General features: G+C 65.5%; 11 protein-coding genes. 4 read left to right on the forward strand and 7 right to left on the reverse strand.

The window, feature by feature from the left end:
• Positions 1-9 precede the first annotated feature (9 nt).
• The 4 genes from E8L99_RS01605 to E8L99_RS01620 all read right to left on the reverse strand — a co-directional run bounded on the left by E8L99_RS01605 (position 10) and on the right by E8L99_RS01620 (position 5,276).
• Positions 10-1,518: a pilus assembly protein TadG-related protein gene (locus tag E8L99_RS01605; RefSeq protein WP_168201521.1), complete on the reverse strand. Its 1,509-nt coding sequence runs from the start codon at positions 1,516-1,518 to the stop codon at positions 10-12.
• Between the two features lie 382 nt (positions 1,519-1,900).
• Entirely contained in the window at positions 1,901-3,628 is a 1,728-nt protein-coding gene (gene araD / locus E8L99_RS01610; protein ID WP_137097911.1) for an L-arabinonate dehydratase, read from the reverse strand.
• Between the two features lie 33 nt (positions 3,629-3,661).
• Entirely contained in the window at positions 3,662-4,582 is a 921-nt protein-coding gene (locus tag E8L99_RS01615; RefSeq protein ID WP_210421789.1) for a dihydrodipicolinate synthase family protein, read from the reverse strand.
• Positions 4,569-5,276 carry a GntR family transcriptional regulator gene (locus E8L99_RS01620; RefSeq protein ID WP_252511229.1) on the reverse strand — a complete coding sequence of 236 codons (708 nt, stop codon included), beginning with the start codon at positions 5,274-5,276 and terminating at the stop codon, positions 4,569-4,571. Before E8L99_RS01620 ends, E8L99_RS01615 begins: the two co-directional genes overlap by 14 nt.
• A 187-nt stretch (positions 5,277-5,463) precedes the next feature.
• On the opposite strand from E8L99_RS01620, the gene E8L99_RS01625 reads away from it, so the two are divergent.
• Both E8L99_RS01625 and E8L99_RS01630 read left to right on the forward strand, forming a co-directional pair.
• Entirely contained in the window at positions 5,464-6,438 is a 975-nt protein-coding gene (locus E8L99_RS01625) for a Bug family tripartite tricarboxylate transporter substrate binding protein (protein WP_252511230.1), read from the forward strand.
• A gap of 14 nt (positions 6,439-6,452) precedes the next feature.
• A complete protein-coding gene (locus tag E8L99_RS01630) occupies positions 6,453-7,172 on the forward strand; it encodes a ribonuclease activity regulator RraA (RefSeq protein WP_137097912.1) in 720 nt (239 codons plus the stop codon).
• 76 nt (positions 7,173-7,248) lie between these two features.
• On the opposite strand, the gene E8L99_RS01635 is transcribed toward E8L99_RS01630, so the two are convergent.
• Positions 7,249-8,286, reverse strand: a complete 1,038-nt coding sequence (locus tag E8L99_RS01635; protein ID WP_137097913.1) for an OmpA family protein — start codon at positions 8,284-8,286, stop codon at positions 7,249-7,251.
• Between the two features lie 48 nt (positions 8,287-8,334).
• Between E8L99_RS01635 and E8L99_RS01640 the strand changes: the two genes are divergently transcribed.
• Together E8L99_RS01640 and E8L99_RS01645 are read left to right on the forward strand one after the other, a co-directional pair.
• On the forward strand, positions 8,335-9,492 hold the full coding sequence (locus E8L99_RS01640; protein WP_137097914.1) for a hypothetical protein: 1,158 nt from the start codon (positions 8,335-8,337) through the stop codon (positions 9,490-9,492).
• 117 nt (positions 9,493-9,609) lie between these two features.
• Positions 9,610-9,930, forward strand: a complete 321-nt coding sequence (locus E8L99_RS01645) for a hypothetical protein (protein ID WP_137097915.1) — start codon at positions 9,610-9,612, stop codon at positions 9,928-9,930.
• Positions 9,931-10,036: 106 nt separating this feature from the next.
• On the opposite strand, the gene E8L99_RS01650 is transcribed toward E8L99_RS01645, so the two are convergent.
• Together E8L99_RS01650 and E8L99_RS01655 are read right to left on the reverse strand one after the other, a co-directional pair.
• Positions 10,037-11,635 (reverse strand): regulator, encoded by a 1,599-nt coding sequence (locus E8L99_RS01650; protein ID WP_137097916.1) that lies wholly within the window; start codon positions 11,633-11,635, stop codon positions 10,037-10,039.
• A gap of 34 nt (positions 11,636-11,669) precedes the next feature.
• A complete protein-coding gene (locus E8L99_RS01655) occupies positions 11,670-12,347 on the reverse strand; it encodes a cysteine hydrolase family protein (protein ID WP_137097917.1) in 678 nt (225 codons plus the stop codon).
• Positions 12,348-12,411 lie beyond the last annotated feature (64 nt).

The raw sequence follows: 12,411 nt of genomic DNA on the forward strand, positions 1-12,411 counted from the left end.
CCCGAAGCCTCAGCGCGACAGGCGAAGCTGGTTCAGCACGATGGCGATGTTGTCGAACGCCGCGATCAACGCGGAAGAGCTTGTTGCATCGAAGTAATTCGCCGCACTGCTCGCGCAATTCTGCAACATGGTCTTTGCAGTGGTATCGGTGACCGCAAAGGCAATGGTGAACACCTCGATACCCTGGCTCTTGGCATAGGTGCAGATCGCCGCCGTGTCCGCGTTGGATTGTCCGAGTTGCGACTGCTGATTGGTTGCGGAGCCATTGAAGGCGACGTGACGCCCTGTCGACTGATCCATACGCAAGGTATTCGCCCCATCCGTCATCAGCACCAGCGCCTTGCGCGGGCGACGGTTGGCAGGGTCATAAGCCCGGCCCTCGGCAAACGGCTCGGTCGGAGAGAGCGTGTTGACGCCCCAGATCAAGCCACCGGGAATATAGGTCGCCGGCTTGTACGATCCCACATTGATGACCAGGTTGTTGATGGCCGTCAGCAGGGAAGCCTTGTTGGACGTGAGCGTCAGGATCGGGTTGAGGCAGTTCTGGCTGGTGGCCAGGAAGCCCGGATAGGGAACGCTCGGGGAGGCATCGCTGCGCCAGAGATTGGCGGAGGTGCGCGATCCCACGCAGCCGTACCATTTGTAGTTCGTTGTCGATCCACCGCTGCACACCTCATAGGGCGCCACCGTGGTGGTGGTGCAGACCTGTGTTGCCGGCGTGCAGATATTCGGCGTGCAGTCATAGGTGGAGGTCACGCCATCGGTCACCGAGGTGCAAGTCTTGGGAGTGCCGCGCACGCAGGTCCGGGGCTCGCATGTGGTGCGCGTCGTCTGGGTTGTGCATGTCCTGGGCGTCGTCGTGGAATAGTCGGCGGGCACCGAGAGCCATGACATGTTGCGATTGGCAACACCGACATTGACGTAATCCGCGAACGGCACCAGGGCGATCTTCACGTCTGCCCGGCTGTCGCGCATCAAGGTGTTGACCAGATTGGTCGCGGCCGTCTTGAGCGCCTGGATCTTGGTTTGACCGCTCCCTGCGGTTTCCGACATCGACCAGGTGTTGTCGAGGACGAGGGCGAGTTCCACCGCACCGCTCACTTCGCGGAGTGCCGATGAATTGACGACGAAACTCAAGGAACTGTAGCCAGCCAGCACAAGGAACGAGGTCTGGACGGTTCCCCCGCCCTTGATGCTGACTTCGCCGGTCGTCGCATCGAAGGTGAAGGTCTGGATATCCAGCGACTTGGTGACATTGGTCGACGTGTTGGCTTGCAGATATTTGGCTGCGAGCGCCTTGAGCTGGACGGGGTCGGTCACCCCGGATCGGGCTGCCACGAGTGCGGCTGAATCAAGCGCCGCCTGAGCGGCAGCCTGCGCCTTGGAAACCTGCGCGAAATCAACCGCAACCCCGATCAGCAGCATGATCGGCGCAATGGCGACCGCAAAGATCATCGCGATCGCACCCCTGCGGTCCATATGGAAACGGTGCAGCAGATTTCCAAACAGGCTACGCATCGCTGGACTCCCTCGGCACTCGAACCGCGCGCCCCGCACCTTGTGTGGGAACGATCCCATTCAGGTCGGTCATGAGGCCGCGGCAAACTCGCTCATCGCTGTTGGCAGCCATAGGCCTGAAAGTTTGAGGATTGATTGCGCATGACCAGGCGTAAGCGCTGATGGAGATTAGAGTTAATGCAAATTCAAGCGAGCCAATCGGTAAACATTTCGTCAATGCAGGCAAAAATTGAAGGATAATTTTGGTTAACGGCTTCCATTGATGCGTAAAAAGCCACAACGAAGACCGAACTCGCCGATATAAATCTATAAGCTTCAAAAATTGGACAAGACCAGGCGGCGGATTGCCGCCTGGAATCAAAACATGTATTGACTGTTATTATCAGTGAATTTCCGGCTCCTTGATTTTCGCCGTCCCCTCCAGGAAGTCGAAGTCGCAGCCCTGGTCGGCCTGTCGGATATGCGCCGCCGACATCTTGCCGTAACCGCGCGGATAGTCGCGGTCGGGCGGCGTCCAGGCGGCGATCCGCTCGGCAATCTGCGCATCGGTCAGGTTCACCGAGATCGAGCGCTTCTCGACATCCACCGTGATCAGGTCTCCGGTCTTGAGCGCTGCGAACGGACCGCGGACATAGCTCTCAGGCGCCACATGCAGCACGCATGCGCCATAGCTTGTGCCCGACATACGCGCATCGGAGACGCGGAGCATGTCGCGGACACCCTGCTTCAGGAGCTTCTTCGGGATGGGCAGCATGCCCCATTCCGGCATGCCGGGCCCGCCGACCGGGCCGGAATTCTTGAGCACCATCACATGGTCGGGCGTGACATCGAGATTCTCGTCGTTCACCGCCGCGCTCATCTCGTCATAGGTCTCGAAGACCAGAGCCGGGCCTGTATGCTTCAGGAGCCGCGGCTCGGCGGCCGATGGCTTGATGACGCAGCCGCCGGGGGCAAGGTTGCCCTTCAGCACGGCAAGACCGTTTTCGCTCGACACCGGCCGGTCCAACGGCCGGATCACGTCGTCGTTGTAGACCTGGGCGAGCCCGATCGTGTGGCTGAGCGGCTTGCCGGAGACGGTCATGGCGTCGGTGTGCAGCTTGCTCTCCAACTGCTTCAAAAGCGCCGGCAGGCCGCCCGCATAGAAGAAGTCCTCCATCAGGAAAGCGCCCGACGGCCTCAGATTGGCGATCACCGGCACCTTGTGGGAGAATTCGTCGAAATCAGCCGGCGTCAGCGGCACGCCCGCGCGTCCCGCCATCGCGATCAGATGGATGATCGCATTGGTCGATCCGGCCACGGCCATATGGACGATCAGCGCATTCTCGAAGCTCTTGCGGGTCAGGATCTTGTCCGGCGTCAGGTCGTCCCAGACCATGTCGACGATCCGCTTGCCCGACATCGCGGCCATCCGCGGATGGGCGGAATCGGCCGCCGGAATGGCGGAGGCACCGGGCAGCGTCAGGCCGAGCACTTCGGCATGGCTCATCATGGTGGCGGCAGTACCCATCACCATGCAGGTGCCATAGCTGCGGGCGATGCCGTTCTCCATGTCCTTCCACTGGCCCTCGGTGATGTTGCCAGCTTCCTTCTCGGCCCAGTATTTCCAGACATCCGCGCCGGAGCCCAGCACCTTGCCGGCCCAGTTACCGCGCAGCATCGGGCCTGCCGGCACGAAGATGAACGGCAGGCCGGCGCTGGTCGCGCCCATCACCATGGCGGGGGTCGACTTGTCGCAGCCGCCGAGCAGCACGACGCCGTCGAGCGGGTGCGAGCGGATCGATTCCTCCGTCTCCATGGCCAGGAAGTTGCGATAGAGCATGGTCGTCGGCTTCTGGTACTGCTCCGACACCGACATGACGGGGATCTCGACCGGGAACCCGCCTGCGGCCCACACGCCGCGCTTCACCGCATCAGCGCGGTCGCGCAGATGGGTGTGGCAGGGATTCACGTCCGACCAGGTGTTGATGATGCCGATGACCGGCTTGCCCATGAACTCCTCGTGGGCATAGCCCATCTGGAGCGTGCGCGAGCGATGGCCGAACGAGCGAATGTCGGTGGTGCCGAACCAGCGAAAGCTGCGCAGGTCTTCGGGCTTCTTCCGGGTGGACATGATGGCGTTTCCCTATGCGATCGCTTGTTCTGGTTATTCGGCGGCGGCGGCTGACAGCACGCCCCAATTGGTCATGACCCGCCTGAGCTCAGCGCGTTCGGCGGCGTTGAGCGCCGGCAGGCCGGGCAGCCGGACCGGACCGACCTGGATACCGAGCAATTCCATCGACTCCTTGACCACGGTCACATTGGAGCCATTGCCATATTTGGCGCGCATGGTCTCAAAAGGTGCGATCTCGCTGACCAGCGCACGCGCCTTGGCGAAGGCCCCGCTTTCCAGGGCTTGCCAGATGGCGAGCGAGCGCTCCGGCACGACATTGACGAGACCCGAGGTGAAGCCGCGGGCGCCCAGTGCATAGAAGGGCGCCGCCCAGCCCTCGGCGAGGCCGCAGACCCAGACAGCCGACGTGCCCTCGGTCGCGCGCACGCATTCGGAAAACAGCATCATGTTGGTCGAGGCGAACTTGACGCCGGCGACATTGGGATGGGTCGCGACCCGTGTCAGGTCGGCGACGCCGATGGCATCGGAACGGATATAGGCGACCACCGGCACGGTCATCGCCTCGGCAATGGCGATGATGTAGTCGGCCTGCGAGGCAGGCGCCGCGAAGGGATCGAGCGGATGATGCACCATCACCGCGTCGCAGCCCGCCTTCGCCGCGAGCTTGCCCGTTTCCACGGCCTCCTTCAGCGACCGGCCGATGCCCGCCGTCACCAGCGTCTTGCCGGCCACCGCCTCGGCGGCCACAGCATGGGTCTTGACGATCTCGGCCGTCGTCATCGGATAGAACTCGCCGGTATTGCCGGCAGACACGATGTTGTGGATGCCGCCATCGGCGATCCGCTTCACGATCTTCGCCATGGTCGGCCAATGGGCCTCGCCATTTGCGTCCCACGGCGTCACATGAACTCCGGAAATGCCCCCGAGGGCCGCCTTCACCTTATCGATCGCCATAATCGAGTTCCTCCAGGCTTTCGCCGAATGCCAGTTGAACGTGTTCGCGCGCCGAGCGCAGGATGTGCCGCTTCATCCGCGCTTCCGCGAGCGCGGAGTCGCGCGCGGCCAGCGCGTCGAAAATGCCCTTGTGCTCGACGAAGCCGGCATCGCGTTGGCCCGGCTCGCCGAGCAGGGCGAGACGCTGGGCGTGATCGTACATGCGCTGTCCATCGAGCCGCCGCTCCAGATAGCGGCAGCCGGAAATCCGGTGGATCGCACCGTGATAGGCCTCGTTCAGCCGAACGATCTCCTCGAGCGCGCCATGCTCGGTGGCCTCCGCCATGGCATCGATCAGCGCCGACAATTCGGCAATTGTCGCCGGCGTCATCCGCTTGGCCGCGATATGGGCCATGACGCTTTCCAGCGCCGCGCGGCCGAGCGCCATCTCGAAGGCCTGCCGACCCGAGAATTCGACGAAGACACCACGCCGCGCTTCCGTGCGAACCAGGCCTTCGCTCTCCAGCATCCGGATCGCGTCCTTCACCGGTGTGGTCGAGACGCCGAGCATCTCGGCCACCTGGCGCTCGTTGATCCGCTCTCCGCTCTTGAACCGCCCGGCGACGATCGACCGCCGGAGACGCTCGTGCACGTGCTCGCGCAAGCTCTTCAAGAGGCTCGGATCGACGCGATCGATATCGGGCATCAGGGACATGAGGGTTCCGGCGACAGGACGAATTGCCCGGCTGGGCAAGGTCTCGATCTCGGCCCGACTCACCACAGAATGCAAGGGCCTGCAATCTGAAATTTCAGATTTCAAATCTGAAATGCTATGCTAAGGAAACCGCAACGACCGACCACGGTCCGGCGCCACGGGCGCGACAGACGAGCGGAGGACTTCCATGATGAGACTGACAAGGCGCGGAATCCTCGCAGGCGCAGCGAGCCTCGTGGCAAGCCCGGCGGTACGTGCCCAGGCCGGCTATCCCGACCGGCTGGTGACCATCGTCGTGCCATTCGCGGCGGGCGGAACCACCGACCTGCTGGGCCGCGTGGTGGCCGAGCGACTGGCGAGCCGCACCGGCGGAACCTTCATCGTCGAGAACAAGGCAGGCGCCGGCGGCAATCTCGGAGTGGCCGCGGTCGCGCGTGCACCGGCCGACGGTTACACCCTCACCATGGGCACCGTCTCCACCCACGCCATCAACCCCAGCGTCTACCGCAAGATGCCCTATGACCACGTCAAGGACTTCACGCCCCTGTCGCTGATCGCCTCGGTGCCCAATCTGCTGATGGTCAATGTCGGCCTGCCGGTGCGGACAGTTGCCGAACTGATCACGCTTCTGAAGCGCGAGCCGGGCAAATACTCGTTCGCGTCATCCGGCGCGGGAACATCGACCCACATGGCCGGCGAATTGTTCAAGCTCAACACCGGCACCGACATCATCCATGTGCCCTATCGCTCGAGCGGTCAGGTCACCCAGGACCTGCTGGCCGGACAGGTCCACATGACATTCGACAACATCACGGTCGCCTGGCCGCATGTGGAGGCCGGACGCATCCGCGCGCTCGCCACGGCCACGCCGGAGCGCCTGCCCTTCGCGCCCGACCTTCCGGCACTCTCCGAGTTCATTCCAGGTTTCGCCGCGACCTCCTGGCATGGTCTCTTCGCGCCGGCCGCAACCCCACCCGCCATCGTCGAGCGCATCTCGACCGAGGTTCAGGCGCTCCTGCGCGAGCCCGATGTGGTCGAGAAGCTGAAGAAGGTGGGCGTGACGCCAGTCGGCTCGACGCGCACCGAATTTGCGAGCCATATCGCCGCCGAGACCGCACGCTGGAAAGAAGTCGCGACCCGCGCCGGCGTCCATATCGATTGATCGAGGAGCACGAGATGACCACAGAGGCCCTGACGCCCGAGAACCGCGAGAAGCTGAAGCGCGTCTCGACCGCAACCCTCACCACCGCCCTGTTCAAGCGCGGCTTCCGCAACCAGTTTATCCAGGACGTGCGACCGGTGAACCCCGCCGCGCCGCGCATGGTCGGCGAAGCCTACACACTGCGCTACATTCCAGCGCGCGAGGATCTCGACCATCTCGGCGTGTTCGAGGATTGGGAACATCCGCAGCGCAAGGCCGTCGAGGAATGCCCGCCCGGCCATGTCATGGTGATCGACAGCCGCAAGGACCCGCGGGCAGCCTCGGCCGGCGGCATCCTGATTTCCCGCCTGCACCAGCGGGGCGTTGCCGGCATCGTCACCGATGGCGGCTTTCGCGACAGCCCTGACATCGCGGGGATGAGCTTTCCGGTCTATCACAACCGCCCCAGCGCCCCGACCAACCTGATCCGCCACCACGCCGCCGACATCAACCTGCCGATCGGCTGCGGCGATGTGCCGGTTTTCCCAGGCGACATCGTGGTGGGCGATGGCGAAGGCGTGGTGATCATACCGGCCAAGCTCGCCAACGAAGTGGCCGCTGAGGCCTATGAGCAGACGGCCTACGAGGATTTCGTCGAGGAGAAGGTGCGCGAGGGCCGAAAGATCTTCGGGCTCTATCCGGCCAATGCCGCGACCAAGGAAGAGTTCAAGGCCTGGCGCGCGTCCTGGAAATAGCGCTCAGCCTCGCCTGAAACGACAAGGGCCGCGCCTCCCTCGGGAGACGCGGCCCTTTTTCATGCAGCGCGCAGCCTTACTGCTGCGGCTGGGTGGGAGCTGGGGCCTGGCCCTGCTGCTGTTGCTGCTGCTGGGCCAGCAGATCGGTGATCCGGCGCGCCGTGACGCGACGGTTCTCGACCGAGGCGCCTGCCGTCTGCACCCGCGGATATTGCGAGCCATAGCCCTGCGTCGTCAGGTTCTCCGGCGGAATGTTGAAGTTCCGCGTCAAGACCTCGGCGACAGCCTGCGCACGCCGATCCGACAACGACATGTTGTCGGTGTCGTTGCCGACCGCGTCGGTATGTCCCTCGATCAGGAACACCTCGTTCGGATTGGCCTGGATCGCCTGCCCCATCGCCTGGGCGAGGGTTGCGAGACGACGCGACTGTTCCGGCGAGATCTCCCATGAGCCCGTGGCGAAGTTGATCGTGTTGACGTCGACCGAGCGCGTGTAGGCGCGCAACGACGGACTGCGACGAACTTCATCCAGGGTGTAGCGGCGCGGGATACGCGCCACCGGCGGGGCCGACAGGGCCTCGTAGATGCCACGCTCGTCGGATTCGTCGGCGTCGACGATATAGGTCTTCTGCGGCATCTCCATCTGGGGCGGCGGCAGGATGACCACTTCGGAATAGGCCGACGGCGGACCGCGGAACGAGTTGTCGATCAGGATCACCTCGCGGCCATCCGGATAGCGGCGCACGCGCCGAACCAACTGGCCGTACTGATCGGTGACCGTGATGACCCGCACGCCGCCGGGGCGATCATAGAAGGTCATCACCTCGTCGCCGCGACGCTCCGAACGCATCGGCCCGCCAAGATCGCGGAACCGGGCATTCTCGTCATAGCGGATATAGGCGCCGTTATCGTCGCGCACGATGGTGCGACCCGGCTCCTGGATGACCATGACGCCATCGCGGCTGAACTCCTGCCGACGCTGGCGCACGTCGTCGTAGCGCCTGAGACCATCCGCCGCGATGAACCCGCCGACCAGACCTGCCGCGCCGCCAATGGCGATCGCAGCTGCCGGGCTGATCCGCGGACCCGTGCGCGGGGGAGGAGCGGGCGGCATGCCACCTGGAGGCCCTGCGAAGCCGGGCTGGCCCGGCTGGAATCCAGGTTGCCCCGGCTGGGCCTGGAAGCCCGGCTGGCCTGGGATCGGAGGCTGCCCCTGACCGGGCGGACGTTGGCCGAACTGGCCAGGCTGGCTCGGCTGGCCAGGCTGACCCGGCTGTGCCTGGAAGCCCGGCTGGCCTGGGATCGGCGGCTGCCCCTGACCGGGCGGACGTTGGCCGAACTGGCCAGGCTGGCCCGGCTGACCCGGGATCGGGGGCTGACCCGCCTGACCCGGAATGTTCGGCTGGCCTGGAACGATGCCCGGACGACCCGGAATCGGCGGCTGCCCGGCTTGACCAGGAATCGGCGGCTGGCCGGCCTGTCCCGGAATGTTCGGCTGGCCTGGAACGATGCCCGGACGGCCCGGAATCGGTGGCTGCCCGGCCTGACCGGGGATCGGCGGCTGCCCGGCCTGTCCCGGAATGTTCGGCTGGCCCGGAACGATGCCCGGACGGCCCGGGATCGGCGGCTGTCCAGCCTGACCCGGAACATTGGGCTGGCCGGGAATCGGCGGTTGGCCGGCCTGACCAGGAATATTCTGCTGGCCGGGGACACCCGCCGGCCGGCCGATCTGGCCGGGAGCACCGGGCGTACCCGGCGGCAGGTTCGGCTGACCGACATTCGGCTGGCGCTGGATCTGCCCCGGCTGACCCGGAATCGGCGGAACCGACCCTTGCGGGACACCACCGGGCTGGCCAGGCTGGCCCACCACCGGGCGACCGCCGCCGGGCGGGATCGGAGGTTGACCCGGCGTGTTCGGCTGACCGAAAGCCGGACGACCTCCCTGGCCACCCTGGGCTGGATTAGGCTGGCCCTGCTGCGGCGGATTGCCCGGGGCGACCGGACGCGGAGCGCCCTGCTGCTGTCCGAACGCGCCGGGCGGCGGAGACTGTCGGCCCGGTGTGCCCTGCTGCTGGCCGAAGGCACCAGGCGGCGGAGCCTGACGGATCGGCGCAACCTGCTGGACAGGCGGAGCCTGGCGGGTCGGTGCGACCTGCTGCACGGACGGAGCCTGACGGATCGGTGCAACCTGCTGGACGCTCGGCGGCCGCGGCTGCTGCACCGGCGGCGCCTGGCGCTGCGGGAACGCCTGCTGCGGTGGCATCTGTCGTTGAAACGGCTGTCCGCCCCCCTGAGGCTGGCGCGGCTGCACGAAGCCTGAACCTGCCGGAGCCCGCGGCGGGATCGGCTGCGCGATCGGTGCCTGCCGCTGCGGCGGCGGGGCCTGACGCTGCGGCTGGCTCATCATCGGCGGCGGAGCCTGGCGCTGAGGTGCCTGTTGCGGCGGGGCCTGGCGCTGCGGCGCGGCCTGCTGGGGTGCAGCCGGACGTTGCTGACCCTGCGGGGGACGCTGGCCGGGCCGTGGATTGTTGGGATCGAACGCCTGCGCGAGAACGATGGGCTCGGCCAGCGTCTGGGCATGGCCCAGGCCGGGTGCTCCGGCAAGCAGGACGGGCAAGATGGTACCGGCAAGCAAGAAATCGCGGGTTTTCGTCATGGCCTCAACCTTCTGCGCCGACGCCGCACCGAGGGGTACACGTCGCGACATGGCGTCGATCACGAGGCACAATATGGACCGAATGACGACGCGCGCGGGTAAAGGTTGTGACACGCCGGAGAATTCGACGCCATATGGATGAACGGCCGTACAGGAACGGACCGGCGCATGGCCGGTCCTTTTCTGTGGGTACGGAACCTTGCCGCGTCTAGATAGTTGCTGACACCCCACGCTCCACTTCGGGTGGGGTCGGAGCCGGCTTGGCCGCCACCATGCTCTCGGAGCGCGAGCACGCATAGAGCAGACCGGCGACAATCGCATAGGCAAGCGCGACCGACGGCGTCCGGGCAAACCCGACCGCCTCCCCATGCATGAAGCCGAAGAAGGTCAGCACTGCTCCCGCACCCGCGAAGGCCGCGGCATTGACGAATTTCCGCTCGACGATGAACACGCCGATCGCGCCGAGGACCAGTCCGGTGATGATCGCGCCGCCCGCCATGATCTCCAGGCCATGATAGAGCACGCCGACCTGGCCGAGCTTGTCGAGGCCGACCTGCGCGGCGCTGGTTCCGGCGGCGCCCAACGACCCGTCGATCAGGACCTTGGCCCAGGCGGCCAGATGTGGCGTCAGTGCCAGCACGACGGCGGGCGCATGGCTCTGCGGCGTGGTCTGGAAGGCCTGCGCGCCGATCAGCATGCCGATATAGAGCAGGATCGGCGAGATCGCGACGACAGGCACAAGCGCCGTCAGCAGCGCGATGATGCCGAACCAGGCCATCACCAGCACGCTCGCCCCGGTCAGGGCTGAATAGCCGATCCGCCCGCCCATCGCCTTCCAGCCGGGGTGGCCGATATAGACCGCGTTGATGAAGGGGTTGCCCATCAGGCAGCCGATCATCGAGACGACGCCGTCGGCGGACAGAACCTGCGTGGTCGGGAAATGGTCGCCTGCCGCTTCCGCGCTCTCCACATTGTCCATCGCCTCGACGAGGTCATAGATGCCGAAGGGAATGGCGGTGACCAGGATGATGCCGAGGAACTGGAAGCCGGAGAACGTGTGTCCTATGGCCGGAATCGGCAAGGAGAAGCCGAAGCTTGAGAAGGCCTGTGCGAGCTTGTCGAAGCCGACGCCGCCCATCGGATAGCCGATGATGGTCGAGCCCCAGGCGATCAGCATGCCGACCGCGATCGCGATGAGGCCAGCCGGGATGCCGCGCGGATAGCGCACGCCGCCGAACCACGAAACCATGATGATCGCGAAACAGGTGAGCCCGATCACCGGCGTCATGAACATTTCCATGGCGGGGCGCATGGAGATGAAGGCGATGGACACGCCGGCGAGTGTGCCGAGCAGGGCCGCGCGCGGTGTCACCTTGCGGATATAGGGGGCGATGAAGCCGCCGAGCATCAGGATGATCGACTGGATGAACACCCAGGCGAGGCCTGCCTCCCAGCCCTTCACGGGATCGCCGGTGGAGAGCGAGATCGGCAGCATGATCACGAAGGTGACGATGAACATGTGCGGCACGCTCACCCCGGATGGTAGCGCGCAGACATCGCTGCGACCGGTCTTCTGGGCGAGACGATAGGCGAGCCACGCATAGTAGAAAGTGGACAAGGCCATCATCAGGCCGAGCGCCGGCAGGATCCGGCCGAATACCAGCGCGTCAGGCATCTTCAGCACAAACCGCAGCAGGCCGGTCAGAACCAGCATGTTGACCAGAATATTGGTGCCGAAGCCGAAGAAGGCGTTCCAGTCGCCGGGCGTCCAGAGTGCCGGCTTCGATGCGGTATCGACGGATGCCATGGAACTCTCCTGCGTGTCAGGGTTGGGGTCTGGTTCAGGCGGCTGGGGGAAGCGTCTCGATGAGGCTGGCTGTGGTGGTGACGAAGCCGAAAATCCCGCCCTGGGCAGCGATCATCTTCAGGCCGACCTCGTGGAACTCGTCGAAATAGGAGGCACAGCCATCGCCGGGCACGAGGCAGCGGAAGCCCCGGTCATTGGCTTCGCGCACGGTCGTGTGGACGCAGACCTCGGTGGTGACGCCGCAGACGACCAGTGTCTCGACCCGCCGGTTGCGCAGGATCAGTTCGAGATCGGTCTCGTAGAAGGCGCCCTTGCCCGGCTTGTCGATGACGGGCTCGCCGGCAGCCGGCACGAGGGCTGGAACGATGTCATGGCCCGGCTCGCCGCGCACCAGGATGCGGCCCATCGGGCCCGGCGCGCCGATCCGCATGGCGGGATCGCCGCGTTCCACCTTGTAGGGCGGTGCGTCGGCGAGATCAGGGCGATGGCCTTCACGGGTGTGGATCACGAGGACGCCATTGGCGCGGGCGGCCTTGAGCAGCGCGGCAATCGGACCGACCGCGCGGCCAAGCTTGGAGACATCATTGCCGAGCGCCGCACCGAAACCGCCGGGCTCCAGGAAGTCGCGCTGCATGTCGATGACGATGACCGCCGTGCGGTCCCAGTCGATGACGACCGGTGCTGGATCGGCTGAAATGCGGGCTTCGCGCATGACGGACCTCGGGGCTGTCCTGTCGCAGCAAGGACCAGGCCAATCCGAAGCACGTTCAAATCAC

The organism is Phreatobacter aquaticus (assembly GCF_005160265.1).
Lineage (GTDB): Bacteria > Pseudomonadota > Alphaproteobacteria > Rhizobiales > Phreatobacteraceae > Phreatobacter > Phreatobacter aquaticus.